The sequence below is a fragment of the Reyranella sp. CPCC 100927 genome (assembly GCF_007859315.1).
In the GTDB taxonomy this organism is placed as follows: Bacteria; Pseudomonadota; Alphaproteobacteria; order Reyranellales; family Reyranellaceae; genus Vineibacter.
In genome coordinates, this window is the sequence record NZ_VOHA01000018.1 from 1 (window position 1) to 23,407 (window position 23,407).

At 67.1% G+C, this 23,407-nt stretch carries 21 protein-coding genes and 1 pseudogene; 11 read left to right on the top strand and 11 right to left on the bottom strand.

What is annotated here, in order from left to right; all coding sequences use genetic code 11:
* A pseudogene (locus FQU96_RS31575) lies at positions 1 to 235 on the bottom strand (hypothetical protein); the annotation flags it as partial.
* Positions 236 to 499: 264 nt separating this feature from the next.
* Here FQU96_RS31575 and FQU96_RS31580 point away from each other — a divergent pair.
* Positions 500 to 1,186: an alpha/beta fold hydrolase gene (locus FQU96_RS31580; RefSeq protein ID WP_146545374.1), complete on the top strand. Its 687-nt coding sequence runs from the start codon at positions 500 to 502 to the stop codon at positions 1,184 to 1,186.
* Between the two features lie 151 nt (positions 1,187 to 1,337).
* On the opposite strand, the gene FQU96_RS31585 is transcribed toward FQU96_RS31580, so the two are convergent.
* The 7 genes from FQU96_RS31585 to FQU96_RS31615 form a co-directional block, all read right to left on the bottom strand.
* Positions 1,338 to 1,757: an iron-sulfur cluster assembly scaffold protein gene (locus FQU96_RS31585; protein ID WP_146545375.1), complete on the bottom strand. Its 420-nt coding sequence runs from the start codon at positions 1,755 to 1,757 to the stop codon at positions 1,338 to 1,340.
* Positions 1,754 to 2,974 (bottom strand): aminotransferase class V-fold PLP-dependent enzyme, encoded by a 1,221-nt coding sequence (locus tag FQU96_RS31590; RefSeq protein ID WP_146545376.1) that lies wholly within the window; start codon positions 2,972 to 2,974, stop codon positions 1,754 to 1,756. Before FQU96_RS31590 ends, FQU96_RS31585 begins: the two co-directional genes overlap by 4 nt.
* Positions 2,975 to 3,137: 163 nt before the next feature.
* A complete protein-coding gene (locus FQU96_RS31595; RefSeq protein ID WP_146545377.1) occupies positions 3,138 to 4,802 on the bottom strand; it encodes an NTP transferase domain-containing protein in 1,665 nt (554 codons plus the stop codon).
* A gap of 136 nt (positions 4,803 to 4,938) precedes the next feature.
* Positions 4,939 to 5,664, bottom strand: a complete 726-nt coding sequence (locus tag FQU96_RS31600) for an XdhC family protein (RefSeq protein WP_146545378.1) — start codon at positions 5,662 to 5,664, stop codon at positions 4,939 to 4,941.
* A 6-nt stretch (positions 5,665 to 5,670) separates the two neighbouring features.
* Complete coding sequence (locus FQU96_RS31605; protein ID WP_146545379.1) at positions 5,671 to 5,997, bottom strand: XdhC family protein; 327 nt, start codon at positions 5,995 to 5,997, stop codon at positions 5,671 to 5,673.
* A gap of 95 nt (positions 5,998 to 6,092) precedes the next feature.
* Positions 6,093 to 7,334, bottom strand: a complete 1,242-nt coding sequence (locus FQU96_RS31610; protein WP_146545380.1) for a VWA domain-containing protein — start codon at positions 7,332 to 7,334, stop codon at positions 6,093 to 6,095.
* Between the two features lie 142 nt (positions 7,335 to 7,476).
* A complete protein-coding gene (locus FQU96_RS31615) occupies positions 7,477 to 8,403 on the bottom strand; it encodes a MoxR family ATPase (RefSeq protein WP_146545381.1) in 927 nt (308 codons plus the stop codon).
* A gap of 158 nt (positions 8,404 to 8,561) precedes the next feature.
* Here FQU96_RS31615 and FQU96_RS31620 point away from each other — a divergent pair, with 158 nt between their 5' ends.
* Positions 8,562 to 9,305: an SDR family NAD(P)-dependent oxidoreductase gene (locus FQU96_RS31620; RefSeq protein ID WP_370461542.1), complete on the top strand. Its 744-nt coding sequence runs from the start codon at positions 8,562 to 8,564 to the stop codon at positions 9,303 to 9,305.
* Between the two features lie 18 nt (positions 9,306 to 9,323).
* Here FQU96_RS31620 and FQU96_RS31625 read toward each other — a convergent pair whose 3' ends face one another.
* Positions 9,324 to 10,022 (bottom strand): TetR/AcrR family transcriptional regulator, encoded by a 699-nt coding sequence (locus FQU96_RS31625; protein WP_178130818.1) that lies wholly within the window; start codon positions 10,020 to 10,022, stop codon positions 9,324 to 9,326.
* 173 nt (positions 10,023 to 10,195) lie between these two features.
* On the opposite strand from FQU96_RS31625, the gene FQU96_RS31630 reads away from it, so the two are divergent.
* Both FQU96_RS31630 and FQU96_RS31635 read left to right on the top strand, forming a co-directional pair.
* A complete protein-coding gene (locus FQU96_RS31630) occupies positions 10,196 to 11,353 on the top strand; it encodes an efflux RND transporter periplasmic adaptor subunit (protein ID WP_146545384.1) in 1,158 nt (385 codons plus the stop codon).
* Between the two features lie 38 nt (positions 11,354 to 11,391).
* Entirely contained in the window at positions 11,392 to 14,589 is a 3,198-nt protein-coding gene (locus FQU96_RS31635; protein ID WP_146545385.1) for an efflux RND transporter permease subunit, read from the top strand.
* On the opposite strand, the gene FQU96_RS31640 is transcribed toward FQU96_RS31635, so the two are convergent.
* Positions 14,590 to 16,527 (bottom strand): sigma-54-dependent Fis family transcriptional regulator, encoded by a 1,938-nt coding sequence (locus FQU96_RS31640; RefSeq protein ID WP_146545386.1) that lies wholly within the window; start codon positions 16,525 to 16,527, stop codon positions 14,590 to 14,592.
* Positions 16,528 to 16,675: 148 nt separating this feature from the next.
* The gene (locus FQU96_RS42310; protein WP_178130819.1) at positions 16,676 to 16,915 is read right to left on the bottom strand and encodes a hypothetical protein; all 240 of its coding nucleotides are present in this window, start codon (positions 16,913 to 16,915) and stop codon (positions 16,676 to 16,678) included.
* Here FQU96_RS42310 and FQU96_RS31645 point away from each other — a divergent pair.
* The 7 genes from FQU96_RS31645 (at position 16,914) to FQU96_RS31675 (ending at position 23,404) form a co-directional block, all read left to right on the top strand.
* Positions 16,914 to 17,750, top strand: a complete 837-nt coding sequence (locus FQU96_RS31645) for an alpha/beta hydrolase (protein WP_178130820.1) — start codon at positions 16,914 to 16,916, stop codon at positions 17,748 to 17,750. The two genes, FQU96_RS42310 and FQU96_RS31645, sit on opposite strands and share 2 nt — an antisense overlap.
* Before the next feature lie 152 nt (positions 17,751 to 17,902).
* Positions 17,903 to 19,192 (top strand): LLM class flavin-dependent oxidoreductase, encoded by a 1,290-nt coding sequence (locus FQU96_RS31650; protein ID WP_146545388.1) that lies wholly within the window; start codon positions 17,903 to 17,905, stop codon positions 19,190 to 19,192.
* Positions 19,193 to 19,340: 148 nt separating this feature from the next.
* Positions 19,341 to 19,709 carry a YciI family protein gene (locus FQU96_RS31655; RefSeq protein ID WP_146545389.1) on the top strand — a complete coding sequence of 123 codons (369 nt, stop codon included), beginning with the start codon at positions 19,341 to 19,343 and terminating at the stop codon, positions 19,707 to 19,709.
* Positions 19,706 to 20,983: an RNA polymerase sigma factor gene (locus FQU96_RS31660; protein WP_146545390.1), complete on the top strand. Its 1,278-nt coding sequence runs from the start codon at positions 19,706 to 19,708 to the stop codon at positions 20,981 to 20,983. Before FQU96_RS31655 ends, FQU96_RS31660 begins: the two co-directional genes overlap by 4 nt.
* Positions 20,984 to 21,082: 99 nt before the next feature.
* A complete protein-coding gene (locus tag FQU96_RS31665; RefSeq protein WP_146545391.1) occupies positions 21,083 to 21,784 on the top strand; it encodes a thioredoxin family protein in 702 nt (233 codons plus the stop codon).
* 16 nt (positions 21,785 to 21,800) lie between these two features.
* Positions 21,801 to 22,202 (top strand): GFA family protein, encoded by a 402-nt coding sequence (locus FQU96_RS31670; protein ID WP_146545392.1) that lies wholly within the window; start codon positions 21,801 to 21,803, stop codon positions 22,200 to 22,202.
* A gap of 14 nt (positions 22,203 to 22,216) precedes the next feature.
* Positions 22,217 to 23,404, top strand: coding sequence for a serine hydrolase (locus tag FQU96_RS31675; RefSeq protein ID WP_146545393.1), 1,188 nt, complete (start codon positions 22,217 to 22,219; stop codon positions 23,402 to 23,404).
* Positions 23,405 to 23,407 lie beyond the last annotated feature (3 nt).

Genomic DNA, 23,407 nt, shown 5'->3' on the forward strand with positions numbered 1-23,407 from the left:
ACACCACCAGGCTCTTCAGCACGTCGTCCACCTGGTCCAGGTTGACGGTCAGCTTCAAGGTGGCGTCATTCTCGACCGACGCTTCGTACTCGAAATAACCCACGCCACCCGACGACAGCATCACCCGCTTCAGCGCCAGTTCCTGCGCCAGCGCCGACGTCGACGCCAGCAGCGCGGCGGTCAGACCCGCCACGGCGGCCAGCCGGCGGCGGGAGGATTTCTTTGGTTGTGACATGAACAGTCTCCCGGACCCATAAACCGAGCGGATACTCACGCCCGATCATGACCATTTCACGGCGCCCGGCAAGCGCACGTGCAGATTGCAGGACGGAAAGCAGGAAAGACGCAGGATTTTGCAGCAACGGCCCGGCGACGATATTGCCATTTGGCAATGGCCGGCAGTTCCTGGCTCAGGTCGCCCGCGCAAGCACGTCCGGCGCATTCATGCCCTGCGTACCGCCGGGCGCCACAACCGATGCGCGCCTGCTATACGGACCGAATGCGCGACCTTGTTCTATTGCCTGGCTTCATGTGCGACGCCGACCTGTGGGCCGATATGGCCGACGACCTGCAAACCCTGGGACGCCTGCACCACGGCAACGTCTATGACGACGACAGCCTGGACGGCATGGCGCGGCGGGTGCTGCGCGACGCACCCGAACGCTTCGTGCTGGTGGGTTTCTCGATGGGCGGCTTCGTCGCCCGGGCGCTGGCGTTGATGGCGCCCGAACGCGTGTCCGGTGTCGCCTTCGTCGCCTCGTCGGCGCGCGGTTACTCGGCGAACGAAAACACGGATAAGCAGGCGAAGTTCACCGTGCGGCGGTCACGCTCTGACAACGCACCGTCACTGTCGCGTGCGTTGCATCCCGATCGCGAACGCGACCCGGTGTTGCTGGAGCGCCTGCGCGCCATGTCGAGGCGACTGGGCAACGAGGTGCTGGCCCGCCAACTGGCGCTGGTGCGGCACGACGGCTATGCCGATCTCGAGCGCATCACATGTCCGGCGCTGGTGGTGGCGTGCCGACAGGACCGCATGCGGCGCTTCGAGGAGACCGAACGCATGGCGCAGCACCTGCCGCATGCCCGCTTCGCGGTGATCGAGGATTGCGGCCACATGGCGCCGCTGGAACGGCCACGCGAACTCGCCGCCCTTCTGGCCGACTGGATCGATACCGAACGCTTGTGATCTTAGAAGTGGTTGAGTTGTGGCAGGGCGATCACCGTCGTCCTGAGCGCAGCGAAGGACCTTGCGGTGCCGGTATCCACACTGTCAGCGCTGATGAGCGCCAGCATCGCGATGCTTTTGCACCATCCACCGCAAGGTCCTTCGCTTTCGCTCAGGACGACGAGGCGCTACTCAGCGCATCCTTGAGCGCCTCGAACGGCAGGATGACGCAGTCGTGGCGGCTGCGGTAAGGCCGCACCGGAGCGAAGGCAGCGAAGTCGCCTTCGCCGCCGGCGGTGCCGCCCAGGACGGCGTCGATCTCGGCGCGCAGTGCCGTCATGTCGTTCTTGGCACGGCCTTGCGCGCGCGACGTCAGCGCCACGGCGGATGCCTGGCAGAGCGCGCAGCCGCGCACCTGGTGCGCGATCTCGGCGATGCGGCCTTGATCATCCAGGCGCACATCGATGGTGACGCGATCGCCGCACAGCGGGTTGTCGCGCCGGGCCGATGCCGTCGGCGCCTCGAGCTTGCCGGCGCCGGCCCGGCTCTTGGCCAGTGCCACGATGCGGTCGTGATAGAGCGCGTCGCTCATGCGAATCTCCGCACCGCCTCGCGCACGCCGTCAAGCAGCGCGTCGACATCGGTGTTGTCGTTGTAGGGCGCGATACAGGCCCGCGTCGTGCCGGCGATGTCGAAACGGTCCATCAGCGGCTGCGCGCAATGATGGCCGGCACGCACGGCGACACCGTAGGAGTCGAGGATCTGCGCCGTATCGTGCGGATGGACGTTGTCGAGCACGAACGACACCACCGGCAAGCGCCCCTGCAGCCCGGCAGGGCCAACCAGCCGGGCGCTCTTCACGGCGGCAAGGCCGTCCATCAAGCGCTGCGTCAGGCCCATCTCGTGACTGCCTACGGCGGTCCAGTCGAGCTCCATCATCCAGCGACAGGCAGCGCCGAGGCCGATGGCGGGGCCGATCGGCGGCGTGCCGGCCTCGAAGCGCCGCGGCGGCGGTGCCCAGGTGATCGCCTCGAAGCTGACGCTGCCGATCATCGAGCCGCCGCCCATGAACGGCGGCATCGCCGCCAGCAGCTCCGGGCGGCCCCACAACGCGCCGATCCCGTTCGGGGCGTAGGCCTTGTGGCCGGCGAAAGCGTAGAAATCGACGCCCAGCGCCGGCAGATCGATCGGCCCGTGCGGTGCCCGCTGGGCGCCATCCAGCATCACCTTGGCCCCGACCGCACGGGCGGCCGAGACGATCGCGGCGACATCGGCCACGGCACCGGTGACGTTGGAAACATGCGCCACCGAGATCAGCCGCGTGCGCGCGTTGACGATGGACGACAGCGCCGACACGTCGATGCGGCCGTCGTCGGTAACCGGCAGCGGCCGCAGCTTCAGGCCGGCACGCTGCGCCAGCTGGTACCACGGCACGATGTTGGAATGGTGCTCCAGCACCGACAGCACGATCTCGTCGCCCGGCTTCAGCAGGCTGCCATAGCTCTGCGCCACCAGGTTGATCGCCGCGGTGCAGCCGCCGGTGAAGATCACCTCGTCGGCGGCAACGCCCAGGAAGCGCGCGACATCGGCACGCGCGGTCTCGTAGGACTCGGTTGCCGCTTCGGCCAGCGCGTGCACGCCGCGCAGCACGTTGGCGCGCGCCGTGGTCTCGTAGGTGCGCACGGCGTCGAGCACGGCCAGCGGCGTCTGCGCCGAGGCGCCGTTGTCGAGGTAGTGCAGTGCCTTGCCGTTGACCGGCCGCGCCAGGATCGGGAACTGCCGGCGCAAGCTCGCGACATCAAAACTCATGACGCCTCCGCAGGAATTTCGGACCGCGCGCGTCCACGCGCGCACTCGCCCGAAGCGACAGCGAAGGGCGATTTCATAGGTCGGCGCTGACGCGCAACAGGCGAAAGCAACGCTTTTGCCGGAGATGCGCGCGTGGACGCGCGCGGTCCGAAACATGAACCGCTCATGCCGCCTCGGTGGCGCGGGCGCGGAAGGCGGCGAGCGCTTCGGGCGTGTCGAGATCGATCAGGACGCTCTCGCTGCCCATGTCCACCTCGCACACCAGATCGGTGTGCTCGCCGATGAGATGACGCGCGCCGGTGTCGCCCGACACCGTCGTCATCTCGGCGAAGAAGCGGCGGTCCCACAGCACCGGATTGCCGCGCTTGCCGCGCACCGTGGGCACACAGATCGAGCGGCCTTCGACCGGGTTGAACGCCGCGATCAGCTTGTCGAGCTGCGCCGGCGCCACCGCCGGCATGTCACCCAGGCACACCAGCGCGCCATCGACGTCGGCCGGCAGCGCACCGATGCCGACGCGCAGCGAGGCGCTCAGCCCATCGGCGAAGTCCGGGTTCTCGACAAAGCGCACCTGGGCAGCCGCCGCGCCCAGCGACGCCACGGCCGCGCGGACCTCGCTCGCCATATGGCCCAGCACCACCGTCACCGATACGGCCTGCGAGGCCAGCGCCGACTGCACGACACGCGCCACCATCGGCATGCCGTCGATCTCGGCCAAGAGCTTGTTGGGTCCACCCATGCGGCTCGACCGGCCGGCGGCCAGCACCAGGGCAGCAATGCGCGGTGCACTGGGCGGCATCTCGGCGGCACTGTCCTCGGCGGCCCCCGCGCCGGCACGCGGCACGCCGCGGCTGGGCGTCTCGGCCAGCAGGCCGCCGACGCCCATGCCCATCACCTCGCCTCGTCCTACCGGCAGCCGCGCCGCCAGGCGCTGCAGCACATTGTCGAAGCCGTTGAACTTGGGCGACTTGGCGCAACCCGGCAGGCCGATCGCCGGCTTGCCGTCGAGTTCGCCCATCAGCAGCAGGTTGCCGGGATCGACCGGCATGCCGAAATGGGTGATGCGGCCACCCGCCGCTTCGATGCCGGCGGGCACCGTATCGCGACGATCGACAATGGCCGAGGCACCCGCCACCAGGAAGAGATCGCAGCCCTCGGCCTTGAGTTCGTCCAGGGCACGCGCGATCGCCGCCTCGTCATGCGCCACGCGGCGCTCACCCAGCAGAGTGCCGCCGATGCCGACCATGCGCGCGCGCGTCGTCTCGACCGCCTTGTCGAGCACCTTGCTGCGCGTCCCGGGCAGGCTGGTCTGCACCAGCCCGGCCTTCAGCGGCTGGAAAACGGCGACCGATACCAATGGCGTGCCGCCGATCAGATCAAGCGCCCGCTGCAGCGCCGCCCGGGGCGCCGCGAACGGGATGATCTTGATCGTCGCCACCATCTGCTTGGGCGTGACGGCGGCGAACGCCGGCAAGGTCGCGATGGTGATCGCCTCGTCGAGCGCGTTCAGTGCATCGATGCGCGCGACATCCACGCTCACCACGCCGGCGGCGGCGGCGAACAGGTTGGCCCGGCCGGTGAAGGGTGCCGTCGGCGTCAACCCGACACCGGCGGCGGCCAACGCGATCGCCCGTGCCGCCTCATCCTCGTGTACGTCGTCGGCGTCGAGCGTCGCGGCGACGACATGCGCGACGCCGGCGGCCTTCAGCTTGGCCACGTCGTCGGCCGACAGGCGCCGACCCTTGGCGAAGCTCACCCCGCCATCGCGATGGGCATGCGCCAGGATAGCGCCCTCGGCGGCATCGATGGCAACGTCACCGAATTTCACCGCGAACCTCGCGTGTTACCCACCCTTCGAGACGCGCGCTGCGCGCGCTCCTCAGGGTGAGGACGAAACCTCATGCTGAGGAGGCCGCGCAGCGGCCGTCTCGAAGCATGGGCAACAAACCAGGTGCCGCTGGCCATCACGCCGCCTTGACCTTGCGCTCGGCCGGTTCGTTAAGCGCGGCGCGGGCCTGGATGATTTCGGCCAGGATCGAGATCGCGATCTCGGCCGGCGACTTGGCGCCGATATTGAGCCCGACCGGACCGTGGATGCGCGCGAACTGCGCTTCGGTGATGCCGGCTTCCAGCAACCGCGCCTTGCGCTTGTCGTGCGTGCGCCGGCTGCCCAGCGAGCCGACATAGAAGGCATCGGACCGCAACGCCACATCGAGCGCCGGGTCGTCGAGCTTGGGGTCGTGGGTGAGCGTGACGACGGCCGTGGTAGCGTCGGGCTTCAGCTTCTCCATCGCCTCGTCCGGCCAGTCCTGCAGGACGGTGACGTTGGGGAAGCGATAATCGGCGGCGAACGCGCGGCGCGGGTCGATCACGATCACATCAAGGCCCGTCATCGCCGCCATCGGCACCAGCGCCTGCGCGATGTGCACGGCGCCGACCACGATCAGCCGCGGCGGCGGGATGAAGGCCTGCAGGAACACCTTGCCGACGCTGGTGTCGACCGTGTCGCTGCGGCCGCTGGTCAGCGCTTCGCGCGCCAGCGCCACGACGTCGGCATGCGTCGCCAGATCGCCCGTCGCGCTATCGGCGCTGACCAGGGCTTCGGCACCGTCGGCGATGCGCTTGGCCAGCACGATCGCGTGGCGACCATCACGGGCGGCCTGTACGGCCTTCAGTGTCTCGAGCTTCATGGCGGCTCACCCGACCCGCTCGACGAACACCTGCACCTTGCCGCCGCAGGCCAGGCCGACATCCCAGGCCTGTTCGTCGGTGACGCCGAAATCGAGCAGCCGCGGCTTGCCGTCGCGGATGGCGTCGACGGCTTCCTTGACCACGGCGCCCTCGATGCAGCCGCCCGACACCGAGCCCATCATGTTGCCGTCCTGGTCGACCACAAGCTGGCTGCCCACCGGTCGCGGCGAGGAGCCCCAGGTCAGGGTCACCGTCGCCAGCGCGACGCCGCGGCCTGCCGCCTTCCATGACGCCGCCGTGCCGAGAATGTCCTCCGCTGCTGCTGCCGTCATCTTCCTCTCCGTCCGCTGTCGTTACGTTATATATGCCAAGATATCACGCGTTCAATTGTATGCATCCAACCCCTTTCCCTACTCCGGGAAGGGTCTTAGGCCGCCCGGGCGCGCGCCTGCCAGGCGACCAGGCCATCCATGCGCCGCGCACCGGGCGCGCCCAGCGCTTCGACAAGATCGGCCAGACTGTCGAGGTTGTGCACCGGCCGGAAGTCGTCGACATGGGCGATCATGGCGCGGTTGCCCAGCGAGCGCGGCTCGTAGCCTTCATAGCGCAGCAGCGGGTTCAACCAGATCAGCCGGCGGCAGGACTTGTGCAACCGCTCCATCTGGTCGTCCAGCCCCACCGCGCCGTCGCGATCCAGCCCGTCGGTGATCAGCAGCACCACGGCGCCCTGCCCCAGCACGCGGCGCGACCACAGGCGGTTGAACTCCTCGAGCGTCGTGCCGATGCGCGTGCCGCCCGACCAATCCTCGACCTGGGCCGAGGCCTTGGCCAGCGCCACGTCGACATCCTTGTTGCGCAGCGCGCGGGAGATGTTGGTGAGCCGCGTGCCGAAGGTGAAGCACTGCACGCGATCGCGGTCGTTGGTGATGGCGTGCATGAAATGCAGGAACATCCGGCTGTACTTGCTCATCGAGCCCGAGATGTCGCACAGGATCACCAGCGGCGGCGGGCGCAGGCGCTGCACGCGGCGCGCCAGGTCGATGACGCCGTGCGGCTTCAGCGAACGGCGGAACGTGGCCCGCATATCGATCTTCGGCCCATGCGGCGACGGTGCCGTGCGGCGCGTGCGCGCCTCGCGGATCGGCAGGCTCAGGCGGCGGATCGCCCTCATCGCCTGCGCGATCTCGGCCGCCGACATCTGCTCGAAGTCCTTCTTTTGCAACAGCTCGCGGTCGGAGAACGTCAGCGTCGCTTCCATCTCGACTTCGGGCGGCGTGTCGGCGTCGTCGGGCGCCTCGCCCTGGCCCGGCTGCAGCGCCTCCTGCAGGCGGCGGCTCATCTGCTTCTTGTCCTCGGGCGCCTCGCCGGTGTCGATCTGCGGCAGCAGCATGCCCATCATCTTTTCCAGGAGCTTGGGATTGCGCCAGAAGATGTGGAAGGCCTGGTCAAAGATCTCGCGCTGGTCGCGCCGGTTCACGAACACGCTGAACAAGGTCCAGTAGAGGTCCTCGCGCCGCTGCAGGCCGGCCGCCTCGACCGCGCGCACCGCCTCGATCACCCGCCCCGGCCCGATCGGCAGCCCGGCGGCGCGCAAGGTGCGCGCGAAATTCATGATGTTGGCCACCAGCTTGCCCTCGGCCGGCGGCTTCTGGGCGGCGGTTATCGGCATCGGTTCCGCCTGCCCGAGGAAGAAGAAGATTCACCACAGAGACACGGAGGGCACAGAGGAAGACCACTTGCGCGCCTATGGCGCGCGAAACCTCTCATCTCTCTGTGTCCTCTGTGTGGTGAACTCTTCATCATGCCCACCATCACCCCGCGGCGTGGCCGACGAGCATTTCGCTCTTCACGCGCTCGAGGATCTGGGCGGCCTCGCTGCCCTGCAGGCGTTGAATGTCGTCCTGGTACTTCAGCAGCACGCCCAGGGTGTCGTTGATGGCGCGCGGGTCGAGGTCGAGCACGTTGAGTTCGCTGAGCGCCGTAGCCCAGTCGATCGACTCGGCGACACCGGGCGCCTTGAACAAGTCCAGGTGGCGCAGCTCCTGCACGAAGCCCACGACCTGGCGGGTCAGCCGGGCCGGCGCGCCGGGCGCCTTGACGGCGAGGATCTGCTGCTCGCGCGCCGCATCGGGATAGTCGACCCAGTGATAGAAGCAGCGGCGCTTGAGCGCGTCGTGGATCTCGCGCGTGCGGTTCGACGTGATCACCACGATCGGCGCCTGCGGTGCCTTCATCGTGCCGAGCTCAGGGATGGTGACCTGGAAGTCCGACAGCACCTCCAGCAGGTAGGCCTCGAACGGCTCGTCGGTGCGATCCAGTTCGTCGATCAGCAGCACCGGCGGGCCCTCGGGCTGCGGCTGCAGCGCATCCAAGAGCGGCCGGCGGATCAGGAAGCGCTCGTTGAAGACGTCGCTGCCCAGCATGTCGCGATCGACGGTACCCTGGGCTTCGGCCAGCCTGATCTCGATCATCTGGCGCGCGTAGTTCCACTCGTAGACTGCCGAGGACGCATCCAGGCCCTCGTAGCATTGCAGCCGGATCAGCCGTCGCCCGAGGGTCTGGGCCAGGACCTTGGCGATCTCGGTCTTGCCGACACCCGCCTCGCCCTCCGTGAACAGCGGCCGGCCCAGCTTGAGCGCCAGATACAGGACCGTCGCGAGGCTGCGGTCGGCAACATAGTCACCGCCGCGCAGCAGCTCGAGCGTGGCGTCAATCGAAGCAGGAATCCGGCTGGTCATTCACAGGCTCATGGTGGTGGGAAGCGGATATTAGCGGACGGACGGAACGAATAGCCATGCGGTTTTAGCGGTCCCGATGCCCTTCCGGAGCCCCTCGATGAGCCGGTAAAATCGTCGCAGCAGCGGCGCCGAACACGCGCCCGACGGGAGACATGCGCATGTATGGCGATACGTTCAAGGGCAAGGTGGCGGTGGTGACCGGCGGTGCCCGGGGGATCGGATTGGCCTGCGCGCAAAGCCTCGGCAACCTGGGCGCTTCTGTCGCGCTCTGGGACCGTGACGCGGTCGTGGCGACCGAGGCCGCCGCCGGCATGGCGCATGCCGTCGGTATCGGCATGGATGTGACGCAGGACGCCGACGTCCGGCGCGCGCTGGCCGACACCGAGAAGGCCCTGGGCCCGGTCGACATCCTGGTGGCGAGCGCCGGCATCACCGGCCCCAACAAGACCGTGGTCGACTACACTGTCGACGAGTGGAAGCAGGTGATCGACGTCAACCTGGTCGGCCTGTTCCTGTGCAATCGCGCCGTGGCGCCGGGCATGGTGGCGCGCAAGTGGGGCCGCATCGTCAACATCGCCTCGATCGCCGGCAAGGAAGGCAACCCCAACGCCTCGGCCTACTCGGCCTCCAAGGCCGGCGTGATCGGCTTCACCAAATCGCTGGGCAAGGAACTGGCCACATCGGGCGTACTGGTGAACTGCGTCTGCCCGGCCGCCATCCGCACCGACATCTTCAAGCAGATGACCGAGCAGCACATCGCCTTCATGCTGTCGAAGATCCCGATGGGCCGTTTCGCCACGGTCGAGGAGGCCGCCGCCATGGTCACGTGGCTCGCCTCGCCGCTGTGCAGCTTCAACAACGGCGCCGTGTTCGACCTCTCCGGCGGTCGCGCAACCTACTGACCCGCACGTGCCGGCGCGTCAGCGCCGGCGCTGCTTGCGGCCCGCGGGCCCGTCGCATTGCGGCGCCAGGTTGGCGCCCAGCGCCGGCAGGACCCCCTGCACGCTGACGTCCACCATGCCGCGGATCAGCGTCTCGCGGTCGGACCACGGGAAGTCCGGCTCGGCGATCAGGGCCGCCACCAGGCCATGACAGGCGAGGAAACTCAGCTCGGCGCAGGTCACGGCGGGATGCGGCAGCTTGATGCCTTCCCGGGCGATCGCCTCGTAGACCTGCACGATCTTGCTGAACACCATGCCGCCCTTGGCGCCGGGCTGCGAGAGGTCGCTGGGATCGGTACGATGTCCGGTGAAGCGGATCGGTTCGGGCGTCGTCGCCGTCTCCAGGAACATGATCCGGTATTCGTCGGGATTCTCCAGCGCGAAGCGAATGTAGGCCTCACCCATGCGCCGCAGGCGCTGGCAGGCCGGCAGGGGTTCGCGTTCGATCTCCTCGACGCGTGCCAGCAGGCGGCTGAAGATGCGATCGCACAACTCGATCAGGATCGCATCCTTGTCCTTGAAATAGAGATACAAGGCCGGCGCCGAGACCCCCACCCGATCAGCCAGGCGCCGCATCGTCGTGGCGCGCACCCCCTCCTCCAAAAACAGCGCCTTGGCGGCTGCAATAATCTCCTCGCGTCGCGTATGGCCTTCGCCGCGCGGTTTACGGGCCGGCATCTTTGTCGCAGTCGCCTTCCTGGAAAATCCCATCGTCCCTCTTGACGCGCCCGTCATCGCTTGTATGTAATCATCGTTAAGTTAACGCTGTTAAGTTCAATTTCCAAGGCCGTCAACCGCAAGCTTACGCTTGGCGGCCGCGCTGCGCCACGCGCGAACCGAGGAGAGCCCCGATGCGCCGTCGACGGACCCTTCTGGTAGTGGGTGCGGCGATCGTCGTCCTGGCCGGCGGTGGCGCCGGCGCGGTGATGTGGCGATCGGCTGCTCCCGCCAAGGCGCCGGCGGCGGCGGCCACCGCCGCGGTGACGCCGCGGCCGGCCCGGGTGCAGGAAGTCGTGCTGCAACCCGCCACGCAGCGCATGACCCTGGCCGGCGTGGTGGCGCCGCGCATCGAGACCAATCTCGGCTTTCGCGTGAACGGCAAGATCATCGCCCGCGAGGTCGATGTCGGCTCCCGGGTCGTGGCCGGCCAGGTACTGGCGCGGCTGGACCCCAATGACCTGCAGCTGGCGCGCGACAACGCGGCGGCGGCGCTGTCGGCCACCGAGGCCGAGGAGGCCCGGGCACGCGCCGACCTGGAGCGCTATGCCGGCTTGCGCGGGTCGGCGGCTTACGTAGCGCAAACCTATGATCAGCGCCTGTCGACCGCGAATGCCGCCAGGGCACGGCTCGATCAGGCGCGCGCGCAACTGGCCACGGCCGAGAACAATCTCAGCTACGCCGCCCTGATGGCCGATGCGCCGGGAGTCATCACCGGACTCACCATGGAAGTCGGCCAGGTGGTGTCGGCGGGCCAGCAGGTGGCACGACTGGCGCGCACGGAAGAACTCGAAATCCAGGTCAACATTCCCGAGCAGCGCCTGGGCTTCGTCGGCGCGGCCAGCGACGTCGCGTTCGACCTCTGGGCCCAACCCGGGCACAGCTTCAAGGCGCGCCTGCGGGAACTGGCGCCGGCGGCCGATCCCGCCACACGCACCTACGCCGCCCGCTTCAGCCTGATCGAGCGGCCACCGGTTGCAGCCCTGGGCATGACGGCCAGCCTGATCGTGGAACGCCGTTCGGATGACAAGGTCGCCGAACTGCCCATGACGGCGATCTTCCAGCAAGGCCCCAACCCCGCCGTGTGGGTGGTCGACCGCGCCAGCAACACCGTCGCCCTGCGCCCGGTCCGCGTCCTGCGCTGGCGCGACGATACCGCGGTGATCTCGGCCGGCCTGTCGGACGGCGACCTGGTGGTCACCGCCGGCGTGCACAAGCTCGAGGCCGGCCAGCGCGTCACCCCCCGGCCCGCCGCCAACACCAGCCTTGCCACGAGCGCCGCCGACGGCTGACGCACCGCCTTCACCGAAGGCGACGTTAGAGGAACGCCATGACCGACCGCTTCAATCTCAGCCGTTGGGCACTGGAGCACCGTGCGCTCACCGTGTTCTTCATGGTGGCGCTCAGCATCGCCGGCGTCTTCTCCTACTTCAGCCTGGGACGCGCCGAGGATCCGCCGTTCACCATCAAGCAGATGATCGTGTCGGCGCAGTGGCCGGGCGCCACGGCGCCGGAGATGCAGCTGCAGGTCACCGACAAGCTCGAGACCAAGCTGCAGGAACTGCCCTACTTCGACAACGTCACCAGTTACACCAAGCCGGGCGAGACGGTGATCTTCGTGCAGGTGCGCGATGACGTGCCGCCCAAGCTGGTACCCGACCTGTGGTACCAGGTGCGCAAGAAGATCGGCGACATCCGCAACACATTGCCATCCGGCGTCCTTGGACCGTCGTTCAACGACGAGTTCGGCGACACCTATTCGCTGATCTGGGCTTTCGAGTCCGACGGCTTCAGCGACGCCGAGCTGAAGGAGATGGTGAAGGCGGCCCGGCTGCGGCTCCTGCGGGTGCGCGACGTCGTGAAGGCCGACATCTTCGGTGCCCAGGACGAGCGCATCTACCTGGAATTCTCGCACGCCAAGCTCGCCATGCTGGGCCTGAGCGTGCAGCAGTTGCTCGACGTCGTGCAGAAGCAGAACAACGTGGTGCCCGCCGGCGTGGTCGAGGGCACCTCTTCGCGCGTGGCGGTGCGTGTCGATGGCGCGCCGGCAACACCGGAGGCGCTGGCCCGCATCCCGATCGACGCCGGCGGCCGCACGCTCACCCTGGCCGACGTCGCCGAGGTCAAGCGCGGCTATGTCGATCCACGTGCCTTCTCGATGCGCTACATGGGCAAGCCGGTCCTGGGGCTGGGCATCGTGATGGCGAGCGGCGGCGACATCACCACCTTGGGCAAGGCGCTCGATGCGGAGATGGCACGCATCCAGGCCGACCTGCCGATCGGCGTCACGGTGCACAAGGTCGCCAACCAGCCGGCGGTGGTCGACAACTCGTTCTCGGAGTTCGCAACGTCGCTGGCCGAGGCGCTGGCGATCGTGCTGGCGGTGAGCTTCCTCAGCCTGGGTCTGCGCACCGGCATCGTCGTTGCGCTGTCGGTGCCCCTGGTGCTGGCCATCACGTTCACCGCGATGGAAATGATGGGCATCAATTTCCATCGCATCTCGCTGGGTGCCCTGATCATTGCGCTGGGCCTGCTGGTCGACGATGCCATCATCGCCGTCGAGATGATGCTGGTGAAGCTGGAAGAAGGCAAAAGCCGCTTCGAGGCCGCGACGTTCGCCTACACGTCGACGGCGTTTCCCATGCTGACCGGCACCCTGGTGACAGCCGCCGGCTTCGTGCCGGTGGGGTTCGCCAAGTCGAGCGCCGGCGAGTACACCAACGCCATCTTCTGGGTGACCGCGATCGCGCTGGTCGTGTCATGGTTCGTGGCGGTGCTGTTCACGCCGCTGATCGGCTACCGGCTGCTGCCGGCGCCCAAGCACCACCAACCGAACGGCAAGACTGCCCCACACGGTAATCCTGTCATCCCGGGCGCAGCGCGGGATCCAGGGTCGGCGCCGCTGCGCGGGAAGGAAACACACCATAACCCCTACGACACGCGGCTCTATCGCGCCTTCCGTCACGTCGTCGCCTGGTGCCTCACCCATCGCTGGTTCACCATCGGCACCACGGTCGCGGCGTTTGTCGGCGCGCTGTTCGCCTTCCAGTTCGTGCAGAAGCAGTTCTTCCCGCTGGCCAACCGGCCAGAGCTGATCATCGACCTGAAGCTGGCGCAGCAATCATCGTATGCCGCCACCGATGCCGAAGTGCGCCGCTTCGAGGACTGGCTGGCGCGCAACGACAAGGTCTCGACCTACGTGTCGTACATCGGCGCCGGCTCGCCGCGCTTCTACCTGCCGACCATCCCCGAGCTGCGCAACAGCAACTTCGGCCAGGTCGTGCTGGTCACCAAGAGCATCGAGGCGCGCGAGGCGCTGGTCAAGGAACTGGACGCATTGTTCGCCAGCGATTTCGAGGCGGTGCGCGCTCGTGTCCAGCGGCTGCAGAACGGACCGCCGACCGCTTATCCGGTGATGTTCCGCGTGCTGGGGCCCGATCCACAGGAGATCCGTCGCATCGCCGACCAGGTGCGGACGGTCTTCAAGGCCAATCCCAGCACCCGTGACATCAACTTCGACTGGTTCGAACTCGGCAAATCGGTGCGCCTGCAGGTCGACCACGCCAAGGCCCGCGCCTTGGGCGTCAATCCGCAGGACCTGTCGATGGCGCTGAACACGCTGCTGTCAGGCATCACGGTCACTCAGTACCGCGAAGGCGACGAGTCGATCGACGTCGTGGCACGCGCCGTCGCCGCCGAGCGCCTGAGCCTCGAGGGCCTGGACAGCGTCACGGTGCGTGGCGCCAACGGACCGGTGCCGCTGTCGCAGGTCGCGCGCCTGCAGCCGCAACTGGAGGAACCGATCCTGTGGCGCCGCAGCAAGGAGACGCTGATGACGGTGCGCGCCATGGTGATCGACGGCGTGCAGGGCCCTGACGTCACGGCGCAGATCGACCAAGCCCTGGCACCGATACGCGCCGCATTGCCGGTCGGCTATCGCATCGACGTCGGCGGCGATCAGGAGGAAAGTGCCAAGAGCCAGCGCTCGATCTTCGTGCTGATGCCGCTGATGCTGCTGCTGATGCTGACCTTCCTGATGCTGCAGCTGCAGAGCTTCTCGCGGGTGACGCTGGTGCTCCTGACGGCGCCGTTGGGCATGATCGGCGTGGCGCTGTTCCTGCTCGCCTTCGATGCCGCCTTCGGCTTCGTCTCGCTGCTGGGCGTGATCGCGCTGTCGGGCATGATCATGCGCAACTCGGTGATCCTGGTCGACCAGATCGACCAGGACATCGCGGCCGGCCGCGCCGCCTGGGACGCCATCGTCGAGGCCACCGTGCGCCGCGCGCGGCCCATCCTGCTGACCGCCGCCGCCGCCATCTTCGCCATGGTGCCGCTGTCGCGCTCGGTATTCTGGGGGCCGATGGCGATCGCGCTGATGGGCGGCCTGCTGGTCGCCACCGCGCTCACCCTGCTGTTCCTGCCGGCGCTCTATGCGGCCTGGTTCAAGGTCCGCAAGCCACAGGCACAATCGGCGGTGCCGCGCACGATCGATGACAGGTTGCCGACAACCGCCGTCGCGGCCGAATAGCTATTCGAGGCGCCGCCGTCTGCCGTACGCCGACAAGCGGCGATAGAGGGTCGCGCGCGAAATGCCCAGCGTGCGTGCCGCTTGGCTGACGTTTCCCCCTTCCCTGCCCAGCGCCGCCAGCACCAGCTGCTGCTCGGCCGATTTGAGCGTCACGGGCGCCGGCGATGCCCCGCCCTGCGCGGCCGCGACGTCGAGGATCGTTGTCGGGAGGTGGCGCAGTTGCATGACGCCATCGTTGGCCAGCAACGTCATGCGCTCCAGCGCATTGCGCAGCTCACGCACGTTGCCGGGCCAACGGTGGCTGCGGAAGGCCTCCAGCACCTCATCGTCAACGCGGATCGGCCGGTCGCCGTCGCGATGGATCCGCCGCAGCAACGCCGCGACGAGATGCGGGATATCGTCCAGCCGCTCACGCAACGGCGGCAGAACCAGGCTCGCAACATCGAGGCGATAGCACAGATCGGCACGCACGCGGCCGTCGGCGATGGCCTGCGCCAACGGACGGTTGCTGGCCGCGATCACGCGCACGTCGACCCGCCGCGGCATGCTCTCGCCAAGCCGCCACACCACATCCTCCTCGAGAACCCGCAGCAGGTACGGCTGCAGGTCCAGCGGCATATCGCCGATCTCGTCGAGGAACAGGGTGCCGCCGTGCGCGTGCTCGAACTTGCCCTTAGCGCCGCCGCGCCGCGCGCCGGTGAAAGCGCCATCGGCGTAGCCGAACAACTCGCTCGCCAGAATGTCCTTGGGCAGCGCAGCGCAATTGAGGGCAATGAACGGCCCGGCCGCGCGGGGACTGGCCGCATGAATGGCCTGCGCCAGGACGTCCTTCCCGGTGCCCGTCTCGCCTTCCAGCAGGACCGGTACAGTCTGGCGGGCGAAGGCTTCAGCTTGCCGCAGCAGCGGCTCCAGAGACGGTGATGCCTCGGCCATCGCCCGGAATGCGCCCCCAAGAGTCGATGTCCGTGTCGACGCCGGCCTGGGTTGAGGCAGCGGCACGGCGATCACGGCGCCGATGCAGCGGCCTTCGGATTGCACCGGCGTCAACCAGTCAGGATGCAGCCAGTCCGGCAGACCGCGCGGCCACGCGATGGTCTGCGCCTGCAGGCCCGCGATTTCCGACGGCGATGCGATCGATGGATCAAAGCCCAGCATGGCGACGATGCGGCGGATGTCAGGCGCTGCTTTGACCACGCGCCCACGCGCATCGCACAGGATGATGGCGCGCCCGGGTCGCGCCTGCTGATAAAAGGCCTCGATCAGCTGGCATCGATCGGCGGTCTCCTGCGCCTGGATATGGGCCTGGATGCGGTTGACCAGCGTCGCCACCAGCGGTCCCGCATTCATGACCATCATGTGATTGGGTCCCGTCACGTCGACGACGCCCAGAATGCGCCGGTCAACCGGGTCGCGGATCAGGCCGGCGTTGCAGCTCCACGGCTTGCCCGCCTCGCAGAAATGCTCCTGGGCATGGATCTGGACCGGTCGTCCCAAGGTCAGGGCGGTGCCGACGGCATTGGTGCCGCCAAGATCCTCGCCCCAACATGCGCCCGGCACGATGCGGTTCGCCGTCATCTGATCGGCCAGCGACGGATCGCCGTGCGCCGTCAGCAAGGTGCCGCGCGCATCGCTGGTGACAAGGACCATCCCCGTGCCGGCCAGCTGCGCGATCGCTGGTGCGATGCACGCACTGATCGCGGTGTAGAGCGCGCCGTTCTGGTCATAGAACTGGACCAATGCATCGCCGTCGACGATGAGCGGCGCCGCGCTGCGGCGCGGATCAACGCCTTGGCGCACACAACGTGCCCACGACTGCAGGACAACGTTGCGCACATCGCGCGCTTCGATCGGACAATCGCTGAGAAAACGTTCCCAGGCCCGTCCGACGTCGCGGAAATAGGCGCGCGTATAGAGATCCTGTCGCGGAACGTCTCGCATGACTGCGTTTCCCCCGTCGACCTGATTGCGATGCACCGGCTCGTCCGCACGCACAGACGCTGCCCGGACTCCGCAGCCACTGCCAGCAGACGACGGCGAAAGAATAACCGTAACACAAAGTGCCCGGCGGTAAATGGCCCGGCCTGTCTCACATTGCGACAGTTGTGACAGCAGACCTGTCGCGTTGTGGCACAGCCACGGCCAACAGATCGCGCGTTTCGCTGCATTCACGCATGGCACGAACCTTGCCGTACGGCTTCACAAACGACAGCGCGCCGTGCGCGCTGTCACCAACAAACGGAGGACTGCCCATGCCGAGCCCGCAATCGGCTGCGTTGAAATCCTTGTACGCGAGTTGGTCGGCTGCCTTGGCCGAGAACCCGACCATGCCGCTGGACGACCTGCGGCGCATGTTCGACCACTGGGGCGATGTCACCGGCGAACCCGGCGGCGTCGACTACATCGAAGTCGATGCCGGCGGCATTCCCGCGATGTGGGCTGTCCCCAAGAACTGTGACCCGGACCGGGTCGTGCAGTGCACGCATGGTGGCGGCTACGTCACCGGATCGATGTACACGCACCGCAAAGTGTACGGACATTTCGCCAAGGCGATCGGCTGCCGCGCGCTTATTCCCGACTACCGGCGCGCGCCCGAGCATGTCCATCCGGCGCCCGTCGACGATGCGACGCGCAGCTATCGCTGGCTGCTGGATCAGGGCATCAGGCCGCAGCATGTCGCCTTCACGGGCGACTCGGCCGGCGGCGCGCTCGCCGTCACGACGCTGTTGCGCGCACGCGAGCAGCGCCTGCCCTCGCCGGCCGCAACCATGCCCCTGTCGCCCTGGCTCGACATGGAGGCGGCGGCGCCGACCTTCAGTTCGAACCGCGACCGGGATGCATTGGTCCAGCGCGAGATCGTGTTGGGCATGGCGAGTACCTTCCTGGGCGAAGGCGGCAATCCCAAGGACAGTCTGGCCAATCCGCTGCTGGCAGACCTGCGCGGCCTGCCGCCCATGTACATCCAAGTCGGCGGCGACGAAACACTGCTCGACGACAGCCGCGCGCTGGCCGACAAGGCACGCCGCGCCGGCGTCGACGTCACGCTCGAGATCGAGCCCGAGATGCAGCACGTCTACCACTTCCTCGCCGGCCGCGCGCCGGAAGCAGACGCCGCCATTGGCCGCCTCGCCACCTGGGTCCGCCCCAAGCTTGGGCTGGGTTGATTTTCCCTTCCCCACGCAAGCGTGGGGAAGGTGGCCGAAGGCCGGATGGGGAGTCGACGTGATCTCAGTTACCAAGATCACCACGGCTCCCCTCCGCCCCTTCGGGGCACCTCCCCAACTTCGTTGGGGAGGAACATGAAGGAGGGAACGCCATGAAGTTCATGCTCTTCGTCTTGCCGACGGTACCCGCTTCGCTGGAGGATCGCGAACGGCTGCGGCCGATCGGGCGCAACAACGAGCGCTACCAGCAGATGCTGGACGAACTGCGCAAGCTTGCCATGTTCGCCGACGACGCCGGTTTCGATGTGTTCGCAACCACGGAGCATCATTTCCATTCCGAAGGCTACGAGACGTCGGTGGCGCCGCTGCTGCTCTATGCCGACCTCGCCGCACGCACCAAACGCATCAAGTTCTCGCCGCTGGGACTGGTGCTGCCGTCCTGGGATCCGATCCGCGCTGCTGAAGAGCTGGCCGTTCTCGATCACCTGACCAAGGGCCGGATGTATGCCGGCTTCGCGCGCGGCTACCAGGATCGCTGGGTGAACGTGCTGGGGCAGCAGTACCACGTCACCGGCGCGCCGATGGACGGTTCCTCGATCGACAACCACAACCGCAAGGTCTACGAAGAGAATCTCAAGGTCATCCGCAAGGCGTGGACCGAGGAGTCGTTCGACTACGATGGCGAATACTACAAGGTGCCCTATCCCTACAAAGAAGGCATCACGCGCTGGCCGGTCCATGAATGGACGCGCAAGTTCGGTGCGCCGGGCGAGATCGACGACAACGGTGTGATCCGCAAGATCTCTGTCGTGCCGCGACCCTATCAGGAACCGCACCCGCCGCTGTTCCAGCCCTTCTCGGTCAGCGAGAACACCATCCGCTACACGGCGCAGTCGAGCATCGTTCCCTGGATCCTGGTCTCCCATCCGCCCGACTTCCAGCGCCTGTGCGGGGTCTATCGCGACGTAGCCGGCCAGGCCGGGCGCAAGCTGGGACTGGGCGAGGGAGTCGGCGCTTTCCGCGCCGTCCATTTCGGCAAGACCGAGGCCGAGGCCGTCGACCTGCTGCGCCGCACGAACTTCGCCGGCTTCAACCACTATTTCGGCGGCTTCGGGTTCTGGGAGGCCTTCCGCACGCCCGAGGACCTCGCCAAATACCCAGCCAACCCGTTCACACCCCTGCCACCGTCGGAGTGGACGCTGGAGCGCATGCGCAAGGTCAAGTACGCGTTGGCCGGGACCGTGGACCAGGTGAAGGCTGAGATCGAGGCGCTGCACAAGGTCGGTGGCGATGGCGACCTCGAATGGTTCGGCTGGTTCTTCGACCAGGGCTTCATGTCGTGGGACGAGGAAATGCGCCAGATCGAGATGTTCGCCAAGCACATCATCCCGGCCTTCCGCTCCACCTCGAGTCCGCCGACGCGGGCCAAGGAGAAGGTGTAGAAACAGAGCCGAGTTGTCGCAGCGGGACGCGCCACGGGGTGGCGCGTCCTTTTTTTTGAGCGCGACCGCCCGCCGCCGCTTTTTTCCACAGTCTTTGTCGGAGTCCGGCATGCGCTGTCGTCCTTGAGACAACGACGATGGGACAGCCATGCTCTATGCCATCTTTTGCTACAATTCCGAGGCGGATGTCGGTGCCATGACACAGGAGGAGGATGCCGCGCTGACGGCCAAGCTGCGCATCGTCGAGGACAGGCTGGTCGCCGGCGGAACACTGGGCCCCTCCGCACGCCTGCAACCGACGACCGCCGCCAAGACCCTGCGCTTCGGCCCCCGGTTTCAGCTGGTCGACGGCCCCTTCGCCGAAACCAAGGAGCAGCTTCTGGGTTTCTATATCGTAAACTGCGCGACGTTCGAGGACGCCGTCGACGCGGCCCGGGTGCTGGCCCTTCCCCGCACCTCGGGTGCGCTCGAGATCCGGCCGATCGAGTCGTTCTCCCTGGGGAGCAGCCTGCCGTGACCGATCTTGCCTGGATCGATGCCGCCCTGACATCCGCGCGTCCGCAAGCGATCGGCGCCTTGTTGCGCTACTTCCGCGATCTCGACGCGGCGGAAGAGGCCTACCAGGAGGCCTGCCTGCGGGCGCTGAAGACCTGGCCCGTCAAAGGCCCGCCACGTGACCCGACCGCCTGGCTGATCTTCGTCGGGCGCAACGTCACGCTCGACGAGGTCCGCCGCCGCAGCAAGCAGCAGGCCCTGCCGCCCGACGAGATCATATCGGACCTCGAGGATACCGAGACCGACGTCGCCGACCGGCTCGACGCCTCGCACTACCGTGACGACGTGCTGCGCCTGCTGTTCATCTGCTGCCATCCGGATCTGCCGGCGACCCAGCAAATCCCGCTGGCGCTGCGCATCGTGTCCGGCCTGTCGGTCAAGGAGATCGCACGCGCCTTCCTGGTGAGCGAAAGCGCCATGGAACAGCGCATCACCCGCGCCAAGCGGCGGGTCGAGGCGGCCGACGTTCCGTTCGAGACCCCTGGTGCACCGGAACGGGCCGAGCGGCTCACCGCGGTCGCCACCATGATCTACCTGCTGTTCAACGAAGGCTATTCGGCAAGCGGCGGCGATGTGCATGTCCGCGTGCCGCTGTGCGAGGAAGCGATCCGGCTGGCCCGGCTGCTGTTGCGGCTGTTCCCGGCCGAATGCGAGGTCATGGGCCTCACTGCGCTGCTTCTGTTGCAGCACGCGCGTACGGCGGCCCGCCTCGACGCCGATGGCGCCATCGTGCTGCTGGAGGATCAGGACCGCCGCCGTTGGAACAAGGGCCTGATCGCCGAAGGGCTTGTGCTAGTCGACAAGGCGCTGCGGCATCGGCGCCCCGGCCCCTATCAGGTACAAGCCGCGATCGCGGCAGTGCATTCCCGTGCCGTCCGACCGGAGGATACCGACTGGGCGGAGATCGACCAGCTCTATGCGGCGCTGGAGACCATGCAGCCCTCGCCGGTGATCACGCTGAACCGCGCCGTGGCCGTCGCCAAGGTCCGTGGGCCGGCAGCGGCACTGGACTTGATCGAGCCGCTGGCCGTGCGACTGGATGGCTATTTCCACTTTTTCGGCGTCAAGGGTGCGCTGCTGATCCAGCTGGATCGTGCCGAAGAGGCCCGGGTCGCCTTCGACCGCGCGATCGCGCTTGCCCGCACCGCCGCGGAGGCGGCCCATATCCGGCTTCACATTGATCGGCTGATCAAGGACCACCAGAAAAAAACCAAGGATAACAAGGCCTCGGCGTAGCCTGGGGTTACCCGGAAAAAAGCGAAGCCATTGTCGGTTTGCCGCCCTGCCGTTCGTCCTCTGGGCGACGCATCTGGACGACGCCAACGGAGGATCGCCATGGATCAGCCTCGTATCGTGTCTCGGGAGGAGTGGACCCGTGAGCGCAAGGCGCATCTGGCCAAGGAGAAAGAATTTACCCGGCTGCGCGACCAGCTGAGCGCCCAGCGTCGTGAGCTGCCCTGGGTCAAGGTCGACACCACCTACGTATTCGACACCCCGAAAGGGAAACAGACGCTGGCCGACCTGTTCGATGGCCGCAGCCAGCTGATCGTCTACCATTTCATGCTCGGGCCCGATGACACGGAAGGCTGCCCCGGTTGCTCCTTCCTGGTCGACCACGTCGACGGTGCCAACCTGCATCTGGCACACCATGACGTGACGTTCGTTGCCGTATCGCGGGCGCCGTTGGCCAAGCTCAAGGCGTACAAGAAGCGCATGGGCTGGCACTTCCCGTGGGTATCGTCCGGCAACACCACCTTCAACTACGACTACAACGTGTCCTTCACCCAGGAGGACGTGGCAAAAGGCGCGGCCACCTATAACTATGAAAAGCTCGATGAGGCGATCGACGATCTGCCCGGCATCAGCGTCTTCTACAAGGATGCCAACGGCGACATCTTCCATACCTATTCCAGCTACGCCCGCGGCGGCGACATCCTGATCGGCGCCTACAACTACCTCGACCTCACGCCGAAGGGCCGCAACGAATCGAGCACCATGGACTGGGTACGCCGGCACGACCGGTACGACACGCCGTAGGATCGAAGAGGAACCGATGAAGACCTATCGCGGCAGCTGCCATTGCGGCGCTGTTCAGTTCGAGTGCGACCTCGACTTGGCCGAAGGCACAAGCAAGTGCGACTGCTCGGCCTGCACCAAGGGGCGGTTCTGGAAGGCGATCGCCAAGGCCGACGGCCTGCGTCTGCGGCGGGGTGAGGATGCGTTGACAGACTATCGTTTCGGCAGCGGGACCATCCACCATCTCTTTTGCCGGACCTGTGGCGTGAAGGTGTTCGGCCGCGGTCATATGGAGGCACTGGGCGGCACCTTCTTCGCCATCAACCTCGCCTGCCTGGATGACGTGACGCCAGCGGAACTGTTGCAGGCCCCGATCGCCTATCAGGATGGCCGCAATAACAATTGGTCGTCGCCGCCCGCCGAAACGCGGCATCTCTGACAGGGACGCCGGCGATGACGCGATCACGGGGTTTCTCTCCCGCCCGGCTTGCCCGCATGACCGATGTCATGCGCCGGCAGGTCGAGCGCGGCATGATGGCCGGCGCGGTCATCGCGCTGGCGCGCCGCGACGACGTCCATGTCGAGGCGATCGGCCTGCGAGATCGCGATACGGGCGCACCGATGCAGCGCGACACGATCTTCCGGATCGCGTCGATGACCAAACCTATCGCTGCGGCCGCCGCCATGCTGCTGGTCGAGGAGACGACGCTGCGGTTGGATGATCCGGTCGACCCGTTGCTGCCGGAACTTGCCGATCGCCGTGTATTGAAAAGGCTCGACGGCCCCCTCGACGATACCGTGCCGGCCAATCGGCCGATCACATTGCGTGACCTGCTGACCATGTGCGCGGGCTTCGGCCTTATCATGGAGCCATCGGGCGACTATCCAGTCCAGAAGGCAGTGAACGCCGCCCGGATCGGCGTTGGGGTGAACCCGCCGCCTCACGCACCCGATGCGCTGATGAAGCACTACAACGCCCTGCCCCTGATGCATCAGCCGGGCGAGAAATGGCTGTACCACAGCAGCTACGACGTCCTGAGCGTGCTGGTGGCACGCGCCGCCGGCATGCCGTTCGAGGCTTTCCTGGCGGAACGGATGTTGATGCCGCTCGGCATGAAGGATACGGCATTCAACGTTCCCGACGCCAAACGCGACCGCCTGGCGACCGGTTACGAACACGATGGTCCAGCCGATCGACTCGTGGTCAGCAGCGAAGCCGACGTGGCGGGCATCGCCAGCGGCAGCGCCGGCCTGGTTTCAACGGTCGATGACTACCTCGCCTTTGGCCGCATGATGCTGCGCAGTGGTCGTCATGGAGCGCAGCGCATTCTGGCACGACCAACCGTGGAGGTGATGACGACCGACCAGGTGACGCCGGCACAGAAGGCGGCTTCGCCCTTCGTTCCCGGCTTCTGGGACAATCGCGGTTGGGGCTTCGGTGTCTCCATGACGACGCGCCGCGACAGCATCGCCGCATCGCCGGGCCGCTACGGCTGGGATGGTGGATTTGGGACGTCCTGGTGGTGCGATCCACACGAGGACTTGGTTGCCATCCTGCTGACCCAGCGCCTGTTCGACCCAGTCGTCGATGGCATCTTCTCGGATTTCGCAACACTGGTCTATCAAGCGATCGACGATTGATTG